This is a genomic window from Leucobacter rhizosphaerae, from assembly GCF_022919175.1.
Lineage (GTDB): Bacteria > Actinomycetota > Actinomycetes > Actinomycetales > Microbacteriaceae > Leucobacter > Leucobacter rhizosphaerae.
On sequence record NZ_CP095043.1, the window covers coordinates 2723970 to 2741887 of the forward strand.

Sequence of the window (17918 nt, forward strand, 5' to 3'; positions counted from 1 at the left end):
AAACAAGATCAGATGTTAACTTGATTCTCGCGCATAGATGAGGCTAGCCTAACCTTCGTGCGATGTTCTAATCCTTCTGGTTTTCGGTCCCTTCGGCGTGTGCTGACCGCGGTGATCGCGGGGACCCTCGCGGTGGCCCTCACCGGCTGCGCGCTCATCATGGGGGAAGCGCCCGAGATCGCCGACCGCGACGCGGCGGCTGCCTCCAGCCCTCGATTCTTCGAGGGGCACGACACCGCGCTGCTGCCGTCCGACGACATCGATCCGATCACCACGGACCCGAACCCGCAGCTGCCCGTCACGTTCACGGGGCTCGACGACGTGACCGTCGAGATCACCGACACCAGCCGCATTCTCGCGCTCGACGGTACGGGGAGTCTCGCGTCCGTCGTGTTCGGACTGGGCTTCGGACCGCAGGTGGTCGGGCGCGATCTCACCACCGGGTTCGAGTCGGCCAAGGATCTGCCGCTCGTGATGGACAACCACACGCTGAACGCCGAGTCGATCCTCGAGCTCAACCCCACGCTGATCCTCACCGACTACACGGTCGGCCCCTACGACGTGCAGATGCAGATGCGCAACGCGGGCATCCCGATCGTGTTCTTCGAGGGCGCGGAGAATCTCGAGGACATCCCGCGGCTCATCACCGATGTCGCCACCGCACTCGGGGTGCCCGAGCTGGGCGAGGACTACGTCGTCGACTTCCAGAACCGCCTCGACGACACGCTCGCCCGCATCCAGGCCGTCGCCCCCGAGGAGGCCGCGGACAAGGTGCGCATGGTCTTCCTCTACATGCGCGGCCGGGCCGGGGTGTACTACATGTACGGTAACAACCCCGACGGGTCGACCGGGATCGCCGGGGTGCTCATCGAAGCGCTCGGCGGGGTCGACGTCGCGGGTGAGGAGGAGTGGGTCAGCGGCTCGCTCACCGCCGAGGGGCTGATGCGGCTCGAACCGGATCTCATGCTCATGCTGACCCTGGGCCTCGAGTCGGTCGGGGGCGTCGACGGACTTCTCGAGGTGCCCGGTGTCGCGCAGACCCCGGCGGGGGAGCGCAGCCGCGTCGTCGACATGAGCGACTACGAGATGTTCACCTGGGGCCCGCGGACCCCCGAGGTGCTCACCGCGCTGGCCGAGTCGATCTACCACGTCGACCTCGCATCGGTGGAGCTGTCGTGAGCCGCACGGTCCCCGACCTCGCCCCCGGAGCGCCCGAGACGGGCGGGATCCCGCTCCGCATGGCGGCATCGGTGCCGCACGACGAGCTCCCGCGGGTGCTGCACTACGACGCGGATCCGGCCTCCCTCCCGAAGCCGAAGAAGCGCAAGGTCACCCTCCTGTTCCTCGTGCTCGGGATCGGACTCGTCGTCGTGACGCTGCTCTCGGCCGCCCTCGGCCAGATGCAGATCCCCATCGTCGAGGTCATCGGCTCGCTCTGCCGCCGGGTCGGGCTCGAGTGCGGCGCCGCGGCGTCGCACCAGAATGCGGACGCCGCCCTCTGGGAGGTACGCTTCCCGCGGGTGGTGCTCGCCGTGTTCGTGGGGGCGTCGCTCGCCGCTGCGGGCGCGATCATGCAGGGCGTCTTCGGCAACCCGCTCGCGGATCCCGGCGTCATCGGCGTCTCCTCGGGCGCCGCCGTCGGCGCGAGCCTCATGATCATCACCGGCCTCGCCGCCGGCAGCAGCTTCGCGATCCCGATCGGGGCCTTCGTCACGGGCGTCGCGACCGCGCTGCTCATCTACGCCATCTCCCGCTCGCGCGGGCGCACCCAGGTGATCACGCTCATCCTCACGGGCATCGCGGTCAACGCGTTCTGCGGCGCCGCGCTCGCCCTCATGACCTTCGCCGCCACCACCAACCAGCGCGAGCAGATCGTGTTCTGGCAGATGGGCAGCCTTGCCGGTGCGCTCTGGGAGTCGGTGTACACGGTGCTCCCGCTGCTCATCGTCGGCCTGCTCTTCGCCGTGCTCATCGCCGGCAAGCTCGACCTGCTCAGCCTCGGCGACGACGCGGCGCGGCACCTGGGCCTCAACATCGAGCGGCTCCGGATCGGCGCGATCCTCGTCGTGGCCCTGCTCACGGCCGCCGCGGTCGCGTTCGCCGGGATCATCGGCTTCGTCGGCCTCGTCGTGCCGCACCTGGTGCGCATGCTCGTCGGCCCGGGGCACCGCGTGCTGGTGCCCGCGAGCGCCCTCGGCGGCGCCGTGCTGCTCGTCGTCGCCGACACGTTCGCCCGCACGGCCGTGCCCTACGCGGAGCTGCCGCTCGGCATGCTCACGGCGCTCATCGGCGGACCGTTCTTCTTCTTCCTGCTCAAGAGCAGCCGCACCCGCAACGGGGGCTGGCTGTGAGCCGCGTGATCGGGCGCCCGCGCGAGGCGGCCGTGCCGGTCCGCTCCGAGTTCGGCGCCGCGGTGGTCACCGCGCATGGCGTCTCCGTCTCCCTCGGCGGCACCCAGATCGTCTCGGGGGTCGACTTCACCGTGCGCGCGGGGGAGATGCTCGCGATCATCGGCCCGAACGGCGCCGGCAAGTCGACGCTGCTCGGAGCGCTCGCCGGTGACCACGCCTACGGCGGGTCGATCATGCTCGACGGCCGCGAGGTCTCCGCGTGGTCGACGCGGGAGCTCGCCCTCCGGCGCTCGGTGCTGCGGCAGAGCAACACCCTGAGCTTCCCGTTCAACGTCGTGGACGTGGTGAAGATGGGGCGCGCACCCTGGCGCTCGATCACGACCGTCGCCGAGGACGACCGGATCATCGCGCAGGAGCTGCTGCGGAGCGACACCTTCCGCTTCGCCGAGCGCGCGTTCACGTCGCTCTCGGGCGGTGAGGGGGCGCGGGTCTCGCTCGCGCGCGCCATGACCCAGCGGACCGGCGTGCTGCTGCTCGACGAGCCGACGGCGGCGCTCGACATCAACTACCAGGAGCAGGTGCTCGCGGTCGCCCGGCACTACGCGCGACAGGGCAACGGCGTCGTGGTCGTGCTGCACGACCTCGCGGCGGCGGCGGCATACGCGGATCGGGTGCTGCTGCTCGCGGAGGGCGGCATGCGCGCGTTCGGCACCCCGCGGGAGGTGCTCACCGCGCAGGCGCTGAGCGAGGTGTACGGGCACCCGGTGCGGGTGCTCGAGGACACGGACGGCACGCTCATGATCGTGCCCGTCCGATTCGCCGATGAGGCTCCCGCTCCGCCATCGGTACCCCACGACCCGCATCACCACCCCGACACAGAGGAGACCACATGACGGCGCGATCACTGCCCCGAGAGGATCGGCATCGGCTGGTCCGCATCCTGGTGCTCCTGGTGCTCTCCGTGTTCGCGGCGACGCTGGCGCTCGCGGCGATGTCCGGGCCCGCGCACGCGGCGGGCCGCGTCGACGTGTCCCAGGCTCCGAACGCCGACGGCTCGACCACGGTGACCATCTCGGGCAGCGGCTTCCAGTACCTCCCCAACGCCCAGGGCGGGATCTACATCTTCTTCGGTGCGGTCTCCGACCCCTCGACCAACGCCTGGGCCCCGAGCCAGGGCGGCAAGTCGGGGTCGACGTTCGGGTACGCGAACACCCCCGGCTCGACGCTGCTCGCGGCATTCCAGGGCGGATCGTCGGCCTCCGAAGCGAACGCGGTCATCGACCCGAACGGCAACTGGAGCGCCCAGATGACGATCCCGGGCAGCACGTTCGCCTCGTCCTCCGGCAACCCTCACGCGGGCGCCGCCCAGTCGGGTGCCACGATCGACTGCCTCCAGGTGCAGTGCGGGATCATCACGATCGGCGCGCACGGCATGGTGAACGCGAACAACGAGTCCTTCACCCCCGTCGGGTTCGTCACGGCGAGCGGCGCGATCGCGTCGGGCACCGCCGCGCAGAGCTTCACGGACGACGCCACGGTGCTCGAACTGCCGGGTGCCGAGGCCTCCGCAGCGCAGGCCGAGGGAGACGCGGCCGCCGAGGCCGACGCGTCGGCCGGCACGGGATCGACCGCGACGGGCGCCGAGCCCGCGGCTGAGCCGAGCGGCGAGGCGGAGGCCGGTGGCTTCGACACGACCCTGCTGGTGCTGGGGGTGCTCGGCGTCGCCGTGCTCGCCCTCATCGCCGCCGTGGTCGTCGTGCTGATCAAGCGCGCCCGGCCCCGCCCGCCCGTCGCGCCCGCGCCGAACGCGGACCCCGAGGGCCCGGCCGCACCGCCGGCAGCGGAGGCATCGGCCGCCCCGGCCGATGCCGCGACGCCCGAACCGACCACCGAGGATCGACAGAAAGTGAGTGCAGAGTGAGAAGCCAGCTCCGCGGACGCGGATTCCGACGGACGATCGCGGGGAGCGCACTCGCAGCGCTCCTCGTGCCACTCGCCGTTGTCGGCGGGGCGCAGGCCGCCGTCGCCGATGACGCCGTTCCGGCTGCGACCGAGGAGGTGACGGTCTCCGGCGGCACGCTCCAGTGGGGCGTGCGGCACTCGATCCGCAACTACCTCGAGAACTTCGGCCACACGGAGGGGTGGGTCGCCGCGAGCGACGGCGCCACCTACACCCGGGGTGCCGCTGCCGCATCCTTCCCGGCGAACTCGGGAACGGTGAACGCCGCCCAGGGCACCGCCTCGATCGCCTTCGACGGCACGCTCGAGATGTTCGGCTTCGGAGAGGACTGGCTGTACTTCACGGACGTGCGGCTGGACGTCGCCGACGGTGTCGCGGAGCTCACCGTCGACATGATCGAGAGCTACAACGTCAAGGAGCGGGTCGACGATGTGTCGATCGCCACCTTCGACGTGCCGGCCGGCGGGCTCGTGGTCGAGGACGGTCAGCTCGCGCTGACCACGGAGCGCGGGCGGTTCAGCGAGGAGGTCGCGCTCACGCACCTGCCCTCCTACGGCGGACCGACCTACGCCTTCCCGAACGACTACACCGATCCGATCACCCTCTCGGTCTCGGTCGCCGACGACACCGACCCGGGCACGGATCCCGGGACCGATCCCGAGAACCCGGGCCCCGGTGAGCCCGGCGACGGCGAGACCCCGTCGACCGGCCCCTACGGCACGAGCACGGGGACCGCGTACGCGGACAACTCCGCGAGCATTCGTGTCACTCCCGGGTACGCGATCGCCGCCGACGGCTCGACCGAGGTCAAGGTCGAGGGCTTCGGCTTCGATCCCGGCCCCACGGTCGCACCCGGGACCGGATCCGGCGGCATCTACGTCGGCCTCGGCACCATGCAGGACTTCGGCACCCCCGAGAAGTGGCGCCGCAGCCAGGGCGGCACGAGCGGCCCGATCGGATTCGGCGACTTCACGTACGGATCGCCGATGTTCGTCGGCAACCAGGGATCCGGCGACGGCGACGTCGCGACCGCCGTCATGGACGCGACCGGCTACTGGAGCTTCACGCTCACCGTGCCCGGCAAGAACATCCCGAGCTTCTTCGGCGACACGATCGACTGCGTCGCGCTGCAGTGCGGCTTCTTCTCCTTCGGCGCGCACGGGGCGATCAAGGCCGCCAACGAGGCGTTCACGCCGGTGTACTTCGACGGCCAGGACGAGAGCGGCTGGCCGGACCGCGACGACGACACTCCGGTGGTCGTTCCCCCGATCACCCCCGAGCGCCCGGGCGACCCGACCGCACTGCCGACCGAGGCGTCGCTCACCGCTGCGAACCGGGGATCGATCGCGATCGAGTCCACCCGCGGCAACGTCGCGACGGTCAGCGTGGGCACGAACCGCGTCGGCACCTGGGTCGGCGCCGCGATCTACCCGGGCGCGCAGTTCGCCGGCTGGTACCTCGTTCCGGCCAACGGCAGGATCGGCGTGCCCCTGCCCACCGGCCTCGCGGCCGGAGCGCATCCGCTCGCCATCATCGACGACCAGAGTGTGCTGGCGGGATGGGACTCCTTCACCGTGGAGGGCGGATCGACTCCGACGACCCCGACGGAGAAGCCGGATCCCTACGGCGAGAGCACCGGGACCAACCCCGACACCGGCGCCACGCTCACCGTGAGCCCGGCGCGGTCGCTCGCAGATCGTGATCAGAAGGTCACGCTCTCGGGCACCGGCTACGCGACGAGCAACAACGGTGACGTCTTCGGCGGGGCCTACATCCTCTTCGGCTGGGTCGACACGATGCCGTCGGCCGGCGGATCGATGGCGCGCGGCGACTACCTCTACGCCGACGGCCAGGAGACCTACCAGTGGATGGTCAACTACCCCGGCAACACCACGGAACCGGGGGCCCCGAGCATCCAGGCCGACGGCAGCTGGACGACCGAGTTCACGATCTACGGGTCGGAGTTCACCACCGTGAACGGTGCGACCGTCGACTGCTATGAGGTCCAGTGCGGCGTCTTCACGATCGGCGCGCACGGCAAGGCCAACGCCGGGGTCGAGGTGTTCACGCCCGTGTACTTCGACGCCGACGGGGCCGGGATCGACCCGAACGCGCGCCCGACCGTACCGGCCGCAGCGCCCGTGCAGGCGAACCCGAACGCTCTCGCGTCGCAGAACGCCGGTGTCGGCGTCAACGGCGGCCTGCAGGCGCTGATGACCTCGTCGTCAGACGCCCGCACCGTGCTGTTCGGCGGTGTGCTGCTCGTCAGCCTGGGCCTGCTCGGCGCGGCCGTGCTCCGACGGCAGCGGATCCTGCACGGCACCCACGCCACCCCCTAGAACTGCGGGCCCCGCTGCGCGGGAGCACGTGACTCGACGCCCCGGCGTCACCCATGAGAGATAAGGAAAACGATGATACGGACACGTGAAAGGTCAGGTGGCCGCGCGCGGTCACTGGCCTCAGGTGCAGCGCTCGGCACCGCCGCAGCGCTGGTCCTCGGGGGCTGGTGGCCACTCCGGCGCTCGCCGCTCCGGGTGGCAGTTCGACCGGCACCGGTACGAACCACGCGACGCTCAGCCCGACGCTCACCGTCGCGCCGGGCCAGGAGCTGAACCCGACCGGGGACACCGTGCTGACCCTGCAGGGTCAGGGGTACTCCAAGACCAATGACTGGGGTCAGAGCTTCGGCGGCGCGTACCTGCTCTTCGGTGTGATCACGCCCAAGACCGCGGGCGACACCGGCAGCTGGGCTCCCAGCAAGCAGGGGCTGAGCGGCGTGAACTACGACTACGCTGCGGGCGCTGGCACCTACCAGTCGCTCATCAACTACCCGGGCAACACCACGGAGCCGGGCCTCGGGTACATGGACGCCAGCGGCAACTGGACCTCCGAGCTCACGATTCCGGGTGCCACCTTCACGAGCCAGGCCGGTCAGCAGATCGACTGCCTCGCGGCCGGCACGCAGTGCGGTGTGATCACGATCGGCGCGCACGGGCAGGTCAGCTCGGGCGTCGAGGTCTTCACCCCCGTCACCTTCGCGACCGAGAACTGGGAGGCCGTCGCGCCGTCGATCACGGGGCAGCCCGTCGACGCGCAGGTCACCGAGGGCCAGGACGCTGTCTTCACCGTGACGGTGGAGGGGGATCCCGCTCCGACGATCCAGTGGCAGTCGCGCGCGAATGCGGATGAGGCGTTCGCAGACGTCGCCGGGGCCGTCGACCCGAGCTTCACGGTCAGCGCCGCGGCGCTCTCCGACTCCGGGCGACAGGTGCAGGCGGTCGTGCAGAACGAGGCCGGCAGCGTGACCTCGAGCGTCGCGACGCTCACCGTCACCGAGTCCGCCCCGGAGCCGCACGGCACCTCGCAGGGTGCTCCGCTGAGCGGCACCGACTCGTACCTCGTGGTCACGCCCGCGGAGGATCTCCGCACGGGTAGCAGCACCGAGGTCACGGTCGAGGGCTTCGGCTTCGATCCCGGCCCCGCGGTCGCACCCGGCACCGGATCCGGCGGCATCTACGTCGGCTTCGGCACGATGAAGGATCCGTCCGACCCCGAGAAGTGGCGGCGCAGCGCCGGCGGCACGAGCGGCCCGGTCGGCATGGGCGACTACACCTACGGTGCGCCGATCTTCGTGGCGAACCAGGGCACCGCAGACGGCGACGTCGCCTCCGGTGAGATGGACAGCGAGGGCCACTGGACCACCACCGTCACCATTCCGAGCAAGGACGTCCCGAGCTTCTTCGGCGACACCATCGATTGCCTCGCGAACCAGTGCGGCTTCTTCTCCTTCGGTGCCCACGGGGCGGTCAAGGCGCAGAACGAGGCCTTCACGCCCGTCTACTTCGCGGGTCAGGACGCTCCGGCGGTCCCCGCGACGGCCACGAGCACGAGCCTCGCACCGCAGACGAGCGCCGACTTCCCGACAGACTTCGCCGGGCAGGACGTCGCACTCTCCGCGACCGTGACCCCCGCTGAGGCGGCCGGTTCGGTCGAGTTCTTCGACGGCGAGACCAGCCTCGGTGCGGCAGACGTCGCCGCGGGTGCGGCGACGCTCACCACCGACGCATTCGTCGGCGGCGCACGCCAGGTCACCGCGGTCTTCACCCCGACGAACCCGGCGGCCTTCGAGGCTTCCACCTCGGCGGCGCAGACCTTCCGCATCGTCGACCTGGCTCGCGCCATCGGCGACATCGAGGTCGGTGCCCCGGTCGCGCAGATCGAGGATGCCTCGTTCGGCTGGTCCATCGCGAACTACTACAGCAGCTTCGGCTACGAGTTCGGCAAGGAGGCCGTCAGCGGCAACGTCACCGTTCCGGAGGCCGTGGTGGGCGACAAGGAGTTCAACTCCAACCGCCTCTTCACGTTCACTGACGGCACCGGTACCCGCGACGCCGACGGCAACGCCGTCATCGACTTCTCGGGTGTCGCTCGTGTCACCTCCGGAAGCGCGAGCGAGTGGAACTTCGCCGATCCCCAGCTGCACGTGAACGCTGCGGGTGACGGGTACGTCACCGCCGAGTTCTCCGGCTTCTTCCGCATCGAGGGCCTGGCGGAGGTCGACTACGCGCCGCAGCGTGTCACGGTCGCCACCTTCAGCGGCGCCAATGCCGAGACCGAGGACGGCCAGACCGCCTTCACCGTCTCGCCGATCTGGGAGGGCCAGACCGCCGCGGGCACCTGGGCCGGGGAGTACACCGGCTCGTTCCCGAACGAGTTCACCTCGCTGCTGTACTCGGGCATCCGCTCGTTCTTCACGCAGACGGGCACGACCGGCTCGAACCTGACCAAGCCGGTGCAGCCGATCTCGGTGCAGTTCGCCGAGCAGGCGATCGCGGCTCCGTCGCTCTCGATCGATCCGGCCGAGGCCCTCGATCGGGCGGGCGCGGACATCGCGGTCACCGGTGAGAGCTTCGACATCAGCGGCAAGCCCACCTACCCGGGCGCGCCCGACACGCCCGCCGGCGTCTACGTATCGCTCGGCTGGATCTCCAACGACGGCTGGAAGCCGTCCGAGGGTGCTGCTGCGGCGACGCGCGTCGCGGTGGAGACCAAGTGGGTGCAGGAGGCCCAGGAGACCGGCGGCCAGTACATCAAGTGGACGAAGCTCGCGAACGGGCGTGCCGACTTCGGCTTCACGTTCGAGGACGTGACCTACGCCGAGGTGCTCGCCAAGAAGCCCACCACGGGCGACTACCGTCTCGCGGTGTACTCGATCGGTGCCAGCGGCGTGCGCCAGGCGGCGAACGAGTTCGCGCAGGACGTGACCTTCGCACCGGCTGCGGCGACGCAGGTCTGGGTGGACGCGCAGGCGTCGACCGCCTACCCCGTCGACTTCGCCGGGGAGGACGTCACGGTCTCCGCGACGACCAGCCCGGCCGATGCCGCGGGTGCGATCGAGTTCTTCGACGGTGAGACGAGCCTCGGCACGTCGACCGTGGAGGACGGCTCCGCATCGCTCACCACCGACGTGCTGTCGGGTGGCGCGCACCAGATCAGCGCGGTCTTCACACCCGCTGACGAGGTGCAGTTCGAGGGCTCGACCTCGGCTGCGCAGACGTACCGCATCGTGGATCTCACGCCCCTGGTCTCGGGCATCGAGGTCGGCGCGGAGGTCAAGGCGATCACCGGTGCCGAGCTCACCTGGTCCGTTGCGAACTACCTGAGCTTCGGCTCGGGTCCGGCCAAGTCGGTGCTCGCGGGTGACGTGACGCTCGACGCCGGATCGTTCCACTTCGCGAACGGCACCGGCTCCGAGGACGCCGCGGGCAACCGCGTCATCTCCTTCGACGGCGAGGTCCGCCTCACGTCGGGCACGATCCCCGAGTGGAACTTCCGCGCACCCCAGGTGCACGTGAACGCTGCGGGCGACGGGTACATCACCGCGATCGTCGACGGCATCTACCGGGGCAGCATCCTCGGTGGCGAGGACGAGACGTACGGTCCCACCCGGGTCACCGTCTCCACCTTCACCGGTTCGACGGCCGACGTGACCGACGGCGTGACCTCCTTCACGGTCGCACCGACCTTCCAGGACCAGGTCGCCGCGGGCACCTGGGGTGGCGCGTTCACGGGGGCGACCTTCGCGAACGAGTTCCTGCAGCACATCAATGCCGGAGTCCGTTCCTTCTTCCTGCAGTCGGGCTCCTCGTCCGACGCGACGAAGGCGGGATCGCCGATCACCGTCGCCTACACCGCGGGTGTGGCGCCGAGCATCACCGGTCAACCGGCCGATGCCGCCGTGGTCGAGGGATCCGGTGCCACCTTCAGCGCGACGGTGACGGGTGACCCGGCGCCGCAGCTGCAGTGGCAGAGCCGCGCAACCGCCTCCGGCGAGTGGGCGGACGTCGACGGGGCGACCGCCTCCGAGCTCGTCCTGTCCGACATCGCGCTGGCCGCGAACGGCACCCAGGTGCGTCTCGTCGCGACGAACGCGTTCGGTACGGTCGAGTCGGCACCCGCCACGCTGACCGTGAGCCCGAAGAAGCCGGAGACGACTCCCGTCGTGCCGGAGCTGACCTCGGACAACCAGGGCAGCGTCGAGGTCGTGGCGGTCGATGGCCGCACCGTGGTCGCGAACGTCGGCGAGGAGTTCGGCAACACCTGGATCGGTGTCACCCTGCACTCCGACCCGCAGTTCCTCGGCTGGTTCCTCGCGTCGGCCAACGGTGACGTCACCGTCACCGTGCCCGCGGGCGTCACCGGGGCGCACCGCCTCTCCTACGTGGATGCGGCGGGCGACCTGATCGGCTGGGCGAACGTCTCGTTCGCCGCCGATCCGGTCACCCCGGGTGAGGAGCCGGTCGACGGCTCGGGCGGCACGGGGACCGGCGGAGCCGGCACCTCGGGCGGCCAGGGCCAGGCCACCACGGCCGGCCTGTCGCAGACCGGAGCCATGGCACCCGTTGCCGTGACCGGGATCGCTCTGCTGCTGCTCGTCGCGGGCGCTTCGATCCTCGTGGTCAAGCGTCGTCGCTCGGGTCTGGCAGCCGAGTAAGGCACCGGGGTCGGCGACGATTCCGCACCGCGGTGGCCCGGGAGTTCCCCGGGCCACCGCTTCCACGTCCCGCGATCGCGCGGGAACCGCAAGACCGAGAAAGAAGAGATCATGAGTGAGACGCAGCAGATCGAGCGGGAGGCGACGCTGTCCCAGCGACTGCGCGCCGTGTCGTTCGGCGGCCACGGCACGGGCGAGAGCTGGACCGGGGGCGAGCAGCCGGACGAGGCGCCGCCGCGGTACTCGACCGCGTACCTGCGGGGCGGTCTCAACCGTGCGGGGATCGCGGCGCAGACGGCGCAGCACTTCCTGATGTACGAAGCGCTGGAGTCGGCGGCGGAGTCGCACCGCGCACGCCTCGGCGACGGCTTCGATTTCTGGCGGCCCGAGCTGCATCGGGTGCCGGGCCTCAGGCGAGACCTGCAGCACTGGATCGGTGACGACTGGGAGCAGGAGGTGCGCGGCAGGTACACGACCCCCGGCATCCAGACCTACGTCAACCGCATCTCCGAGGTCGCGCACGACTCCGTGCCCCACTTTGTGGCGCACCACTACACGCGGTACCTCGCCGACCTGTCGGGCGGTCTGATGATCGCCCGCATGTTCATGCAGAGCTACGGGATCGAGGGCGACGCCGGCGTCGAGTTCCACGTCTTCGCCGACATCGAGGATCCGAAGACCTATAAAGAGGCGTACCGCGAACTGCTCGATCGCCAGGTGTTCACGACCGCGGAGCAGGAGCTCATCGCCGCCGAGGTCGCGCTCGCCTACAGTCTGAACAACACCGCCGCGGCCGACCTGGAAGCACGCTTCGAGGAGTACGCCGCATGAGCGCCGCATTCGCGCGCCGCGGCACCGGGCTCCTCACGGCGCTCGTCGCCGCGCTGCTCCTCGCGGGCTGCAGCACCGGTGCCGCGGCACCGGGCGAGCCGGAGACCCCGTCGGAGGACGGCACCGTCAGCCGCACCAGCGTCACCGAACCGGTCACCGTCGGCCAGGTGCCGATCGGCGAGCTCGCCGGCGTCGACTCCGAGCTGCGGGTGGGGGAGGAGATCAGCGTGCTGATCGACACCCCCGACCTCACCTGGACCGTGGTCAACAGCGACCCCGAGGTGCTGGAAGTGGTCGACTCCGGTGCGGGCGAAGCACCGCGCATCGTGCGCATCGTCGCCGTCGCCGCGGGATCCTCCGAGGTGGTCTTCACCGGGGCGGCGAGCGAGGCCGCGGCCGCCGATGCCGCGGCAGACGGCGCCGAGGATCGCATCGCCGTGACCGTGACGGAGGGCTGAGTCGATGACCGCTCCGCGCCCGATGCTCTCGCGACCTCAGGTCACCCCGCGAGCAGGGCGGCGCACCCTCGCCGCCCTGCTCGCGGCCGGCACCGTCGTGTGCTCCCTCGCGCTCACCGCGCCCGCCGCGATGGCGGACGACGCCGAGGCGAGTCCGGCCGAGACGACGAGCGTGCCGGCTCCGGATCTCACGGGGGATCCCGCGCTCGTGCCGGCTCCCGCGGAGGTTCCGGCCCCGACTCCGGCTCCCGCCCTCGCTCCGTCCCCGTTCGCCGAGGCCGCGCAGGTCGTCACGGTCACCACCGTCGCGCCGCCGATCGTCTCCGACCGTGCGATCTACCTGCTCGGTCACGCGGCCCCGCTCGCCGCCACCGTGTCCGTGCCCGCACCGGCACCGGGCGGCGCGGAGCCATCCGCTCCCGGGCTCCCCGCGGGCTCGGTCGAGTTCTTCGACGGCGAGACCTCTCTCGGTTCCGCTCCGGTCCTCGACGAGGGCGGCGCCGCGGTCGCCCGACTGGCCTCCGACCGGTGGCCCGCATCGGGTGCCCGGTCGATCGTCGCGGTGTTCACTCCCGAGGCCGGATCCTCGTGGGCCGCCTCGACGAGCGCGCCGCAGACCTACCGGGTCGTCGATACCGCGCGGATGGTCCCCGACGTCGTGCTCGGCTCGGACATCGTCGCCGACATCTCCGGCGCCAGCCTCGACTGGACGATCGCGAACATCTGGTTCAGCAACTTCAGCGTCGGGTTCGAGCGGGAGGTGGTGAGCGGCAACGTGTCGCTCGAGGACATCCCCGTGGGCACCACGATCCCGGAGCGCCAGGCGCACTTCTTCCGGCCGTTCACGTTCTCGGCGGGGACGGGGCAGCGTGACGCCGCAGGCAACCGGGTGATCGACTTCACCGGCACCGCGCGCCTCACCTCCGGCACCGGGAACCAGTGGAACTTCACCGATCCCCGAGTCCACATCGGCGCGAACGGCGACGGCTACCTCACCGCGGAGTTCAGCGGGTTCTACGCGATCGGGGTGCACCAGGAGTACGCGCCGACCCGAGTCACCATCGCGACGTTCAGCGGCGCGCAGATCGGGAGCACCGATGCGGGGGTGGCCTCGGCCGAGATCCCGCTCAACTGGGCGGGGCAGGCGGGCGGCGCCGGGACCTGGGCGAGCGACTACCGCGACTCGTTCCCGAACGAGTTCATCTCGCTCCTGAACCCCGGCATCAGCCTGTTCTTCGCGCGCAGCAGCGTCGCGACGGACGCCTCGAAGATCCCGCACCCGATCACGCTCTCGTTCGCCGAGCAGGCCGTCGAGACGCCCGGGCCCGGCGGGGGCGAGGAGCCCGGATCCGGTGGCACCGACGGGGGAACCGATGGCGGCACGGGCGGCGGACCCGTGCCATCCACCGCCACGGCCAGCGACGGAATCACAGCCGGGGCTGTGGTGTCGGGTGCCGCGGGGGAGCGGGCCGGCGCGAGCCGGCTCAGCGAGACCGGCGCGTCCGCACCCTTACAGGGCATCGCGCTCGCGGCGTCTGCCGCAGCGATCTTCGCGGGCGGTCTGCTGCTGCGTCGTCACGGGCGGCGCTCCGGGCTCAGCACCTCCCGGGTCGCAGGCTCCGGGCCGGCACCGGGATCCGGCGTGCGGTGAGCGGCGCGGGCGACGGGTCGGAGCGCCCCGACGAGGATCCGTTCGAGCGGCTGCTCCGCGACGCGGTCGAGGCGCGATCGGCAGAGGATCACGCGAGGGGTGACGGGGCGGAGGGCGCCACTGGGGGCTCGTCGCTCTCCGCCGCACGCCCAGGGCGTTCCCGTCGCCTGCTCGCGGGCATCGCCCTGGGCGTGCTCGTCGTCGGCGGGCTCGGCCTCGTCGGCGTCGGGGCCATGCTGAGCGGTGCGGAGCTGCACCCCGCGCCCGCCGAGGCGGTGGCCGCGGATCCTCCCTCCGCCGACAGCAAGGCGCTCGACGACGCGCCAGCGGACGCCGAGACCGACGCGCGAGCGTCGGCCGCGACGCCCCGCCCCACCCGCACCTCGGACACCCGGTGGGTGTCGCGGGTGTCTGCCGAATCGGGGATCCCGGAGCCTGCGCTCCGTGCGTACGCGAACGCCGCGCTGACGCTGGCGGTGGAGCAGCCGGGGTGCGGCCTCGGCTGGAACACGCTCGCCGCCATCGGCCACGTCGAGTCGGGGCACGGCAGCATCAACGGCTCCGTGCTCGGCGCGGACGGTCGCGTGACACCCCGGATCGTGGGCGTGCCGCTCGACGGCGTGCAGTTCCTCGCCGTGCCCGACACCGACGGTGGGGCCCTCGACGGCGACGCGGTGTGGGATCGAGCGGTGGGGCCCATGCAGTTCCTACCGAGCACCTGGGCGGAGTTCGGCCGCGACGGCAACGGCGACGGTCGAGCCGAGATCGATCAGATCGACGACGCCGCGCTCGCCGCCGCGAGCCTGCTGTGCAGTTCGGGGGGTGACCTGCGCGAGCCGAACGCCTGGATCGCCGCGGTGGACGGCTACAACCCGAGCGTCGCCTACAACCACTCGGTGGTCGACGCCGCCGACTTCTACGCGCAGTTCGGCTGACGCGGTGGGTCGGGGATCCCGGGATCCGTGACCCTCCGTGTCAGTCCGTGGCCAAACGCCGGCGACTCACGGCCGCCGGCGGAACTACGCGCCGAGCAGCCGCTGGATCCGCTGCACGCCCTCGAGGAGCGCGTCGTCGCCCAGGGCGTAGCTGAAGCGCAGGTACCCGCTCGGCCCGAACGCCTCACCCGGCACCGCGGCGACCTCGGCCTCGGAGAGGATCAAGTCGGCCAGCTCGAGCGAGGTGGTCGGCGTCACGTCGCCGTAGGTCTTGCCGAGCGCACCCGTCACATCGACGTAGGCGTAGAAGGCACCCGCGGGGTGGGGCAGTTGAACCCCGGAACCTTGTTGAGCTCCTCGACGATCACCGTGCGGCGGCGGTCGAAGGCGAGGCGCATGTCCTCGATCGGCTGCTGCGAACCCGTGAGCGCGGCGATGGCGGCGCGCTGCGCGATGTTGTTCACGTTCGAGGTGAGGTGCGACTGCAGGTTCGCCGCGCCCTTGATGATGTCGGCGGGCCCGACCATCCAGCCGAGGCGCCAGCCCGTCATTGCGTAGGTCTTCGCGACGCCGTTGACGAGCACGGTGCGATCCGCGATCTCGGGGGCGGCCTCCACGATGGACGTCGCACGGACGCCGTCGTAGGTCAGATTCTGGTAGATCTCGTCCGCGATGACCCACAGGCCCTTCGACACGGCCCACTCGCCGATCGCGCGGGTCTCCTCGGGGGTGTACACGGCGCCGGTCGGGTTCGAGGGGGAGACGAAGAGCAGCACCTTGGTGCGGTCCGTGCGCGCGGCCTCGAGTTGCTCGACGGTGACCTTGTAGCCCTGATCCGCCCCGGCGAAGACCTCGACGGGCACGCCGTCGGCGAGCTGGATCGCCTCGGGATAGGTGGTCCAGTACGGCGCGGGCAGCAGCACCTCGTCACCCGGATCGAGCAGCGCCTGGAACGACTGGTAGACCGCCTGCTTGCCGCCGTTCGTGACGATCACCTGGGACGGATCGACGGCCCAGCCCGAATCACGGGCGGTCTTGTCGGCGATCGCGCGCTTCAGCTCGGGGAGCCCGGCAGCCGCGGTATAGCGGAAGTTCTTCGGGTCGTCGAGGGCGGCGCGCGCGGCGTCGACGATGTGCGCCGGGGTGGAGAAATCCGGCTCTCCGGCGGCGTAACTGATGACAGGGCGGCCTTCGGCCTGGAGGGCCTTCGCCTTCGCGTCAACCTTCAGGGTTGCCGACTCGGCGATGGCTGCGATCTTCTTCGACAGACGGGAGATGTGGGTCACCCTGCAAGCCTAGGGCACCCCGCTCGCGGGGCGCATCGGAGTTCGCTCGGAAAGTGCGGCCGGTTCGACAAGCGCTGCGGGATCGCGTACAGTGATCAGCGGTAGTTGACTTCTGCCAGAATTTCCTATGCCCGAAGGGACCGGAAGATCTGGGAGTCGGACTCCATAGGGCGGTGGCTCAATTGGTAGAGCAGCGGTCTCCAAAACCGCAGGTTGCAGGTTCGAGTCCTGTCCGCCCTGCCACTCCCGTCCGGCGCCGCGTGCGCCGGACGGGACAATGTGAAAGGACAGGCGAGTGAGCAGCAGCGAAGTTGACGAGAGCGGCGGCGGGATCGTCGAGCGCGCCAAGGCTGACAGCGCCGCGAAGCGGAGCTGGTTCGGCAAGATCATCCTGTTCATCCAGCAGGTCATCGCCGAGCTGAAGAAGGTCGTCACCCCGACCCGGAAAGAGCTCATCAACTTCACGATCGTCGTGATCGTCTTCGTTGTGATCATGATGGCGCTCGTGTGGGTGCTGGATCAGGCCTTCGGCTGGTTCGCCCTATTCATCTTCGGAACGCCGCTCGCCTAGCAGCCGGCGCAGCCCCGTCCCGACCACCCGCTAGAGAAGGCAAGAACAGCAGATGACGAGCGAGAACAACACCCCCGAGGCCGACCTCGACGCAGCGCTGGACGCGCTGGTGCAGTCGGTCGACCCCGTCGCCGACGCCGCTGTGGAAGACGCCCTCGACATCGACAACGCGGAAGAGGCCGAGGCGGCCGCCAACGCGATCGTCGACGAGGAGATCGAGGAGGAGGCCGAAGAGGCCGAGGATCCCTACAAGGCCTTCAAGAAGGATCTGCGCCGCCGTCCGGGCAAGTGGTTCGTGATCCACACGTACGCCGGATACGAGCGCAAGGTGAAGTCGAACCTGTGGAACCGTCGCGAGACGATGGGCGCGGTCGACGACATCTTCGAGATCCAGGTCCCCATGGAAGAAGTCATGGAGGTCAAGAACGGCCAGCGCAAGATGGTGACGCGCGTGCGGATCCCCGGCTACGTGCTGGTCCGCATGAACCTCACCGAGAGCACCTGGTCCGTCGTGCGCCACACGCCCGGCGTCACGGGCTTCGTGGGCAATGCGCACAACCCGGTGCCGCTGCGGATCAATGAGGCGTTCGAGATGCTGAAGAGCACCGTCGAGCTCGAGCCCGCCGCGACCGCCAAGGGCAAGGCCGCTGCGACCGCCGCCGCTCAGGGCAACGTCGAGATCGACTTCGAGGTCGGCGAGACGATCACCATCAAGTCCGGCTCCTTCGAGGGGCTGCCCGGCACGATCAGCGAGATCAATCCGGCCGCCGGCAAGCTCACCGTGCTGGTGTCGCTGTTCGAGCGCGAGACCCCGGTCGAGCTCAGCTTCGACCAGGTCACCAAGATGGTCTAGCCTTCGATATCGCACAAAGCCCCGCTTC

12 protein-coding genes, 1 tRNA gene and 1 pseudogene are annotated in these 17918 nt (G+C 70.5%); 13 read left to right on the forward strand and 1 reads right to left on the reverse strand.

Annotated elements, in window-relative coordinates:
- The first annotated feature begins 99 nt into the window (after window positions 1-99).
- The 10 genes from MUN76_RS12620 to MUN76_RS12665 all read left to right on the forward strand — a co-directional run bounded on the left by MUN76_RS12620 (window position 100) and on the right by MUN76_RS12665 (window position 15180).
- A complete protein-coding gene (locus tag MUN76_RS12620; RefSeq protein WP_244685128.1) occupies window positions 100-1179 on the forward strand; it encodes a heme/hemin ABC transporter substrate-binding protein in 1080 nt (359 codons plus the stop codon).
- Window positions 1176-2351, forward strand: a complete 1176-nt coding sequence (locus MUN76_RS12625) for a FecCD family ABC transporter permease (RefSeq protein WP_244685129.1) — start codon at window positions 1176-1178, stop codon at window positions 2349-2351. The genes MUN76_RS12620 and MUN76_RS12625 overlap by 4 nt, the downstream gene beginning before the upstream one ends.
- Complete coding sequence (locus tag MUN76_RS12630) at window positions 2348-3244, forward strand: heme ABC transporter ATP-binding protein (protein ID WP_244685130.1); 897 nt, start codon at window positions 2348-2350, stop codon at window positions 3242-3244. Before MUN76_RS12625 ends, MUN76_RS12630 begins: the two co-directional genes overlap by 4 nt.
- Window positions 3241-4272 carry a hypothetical protein gene (locus MUN76_RS12635; protein WP_244685131.1) on the forward strand — a complete coding sequence of 344 codons (1032 nt, stop codon included), beginning with the start codon at window positions 3241-3243 and terminating at the stop codon, window positions 4270-4272. The genes MUN76_RS12630 and MUN76_RS12635 overlap by 4 nt, the downstream gene beginning before the upstream one ends.
- Window positions 4269-6650 carry an HtaA domain-containing protein gene (locus MUN76_RS12640; protein ID WP_244685133.1) on the forward strand — a complete coding sequence of 794 codons (2382 nt, stop codon included), beginning with the start codon at window positions 4269-4271 and terminating at the stop codon, window positions 6648-6650. Before MUN76_RS12635 ends, MUN76_RS12640 begins: the two co-directional genes overlap by 4 nt.
- 167 nt (window positions 6651-6817) lie before the next feature.
- Entirely contained in the window at window positions 6818-11305 is a 4488-nt protein-coding gene (locus MUN76_RS12645; RefSeq protein ID WP_244685134.1) for an Ig-like domain repeat protein, read from the forward strand.
- A 111-nt stretch (window positions 11306-11416) separates the two neighbouring features.
- Window positions 11417-12136 (forward strand): biliverdin-producing heme oxygenase, encoded by a 720-nt coding sequence (locus tag MUN76_RS12650; protein WP_244685135.1) that lies wholly within the window; start codon window positions 11417-11419, stop codon window positions 12134-12136.
- Window positions 12133-12594, forward strand: a complete 462-nt coding sequence (locus MUN76_RS12655; RefSeq protein ID WP_244685136.1) for a hypothetical protein — start codon at window positions 12133-12135, stop codon at window positions 12592-12594. The genes MUN76_RS12650 and MUN76_RS12655 overlap by 4 nt, the downstream gene beginning before the upstream one ends.
- 4 nt (window positions 12595-12598) lie before the next feature.
- Entirely contained in the window at window positions 12599-14245 is a 1647-nt protein-coding gene (locus tag MUN76_RS12660; protein ID WP_244685137.1) for an Ig-like domain-containing protein, read from the forward strand.
- A complete protein-coding gene (locus MUN76_RS12665) occupies window positions 14242-15180 on the forward strand; it encodes a lytic murein transglycosylase (RefSeq protein WP_244685138.1) in 939 nt (312 codons plus the stop codon). The genes MUN76_RS12660 and MUN76_RS12665 overlap by 4 nt, the downstream gene beginning before the upstream one ends.
- A gap of 84 nt (window positions 15181-15264) precedes the next feature.
- Here MUN76_RS12665 and MUN76_RS12670 read toward each other — a convergent pair.
- Window positions 15265-16466: pseudogene (locus MUN76_RS12670) on the reverse strand (pyridoxal phosphate-dependent aminotransferase).
- A 167-nt stretch (window positions 16467-16633) separates the two neighbouring features.
- Here MUN76_RS12670 and MUN76_RS12675 point away from each other — a divergent pair.
- The 3 genes from MUN76_RS12675 to nusG all read left to right on the forward strand — a co-directional run bounded on the left by MUN76_RS12675 (window position 16634) and on the right by nusG (window position 17890).
- Window positions 16634-16709: transfer RNA gene (locus MUN76_RS12675), tRNA-Trp, on the forward strand.
- Window positions 16710-16761: 52 nt separating this feature from the next.
- Window positions 16762-17037, forward strand: coding sequence for a preprotein translocase subunit SecE (gene secE / locus MUN76_RS12680; RefSeq protein WP_244685139.1), 276 nt, complete (start codon window positions 16762-16764; stop codon window positions 17035-17037).
- Between the two features lie 52 nt (window positions 17038-17089).
- Entirely contained in the window at window positions 17090-17890 is an 801-nt protein-coding gene (nusG, locus tag MUN76_RS12685) for a transcription termination/antitermination protein NusG (RefSeq protein ID WP_244685140.1), read from the forward strand.
- Window positions 17891-17918: the final 28 nt, after the last annotated feature.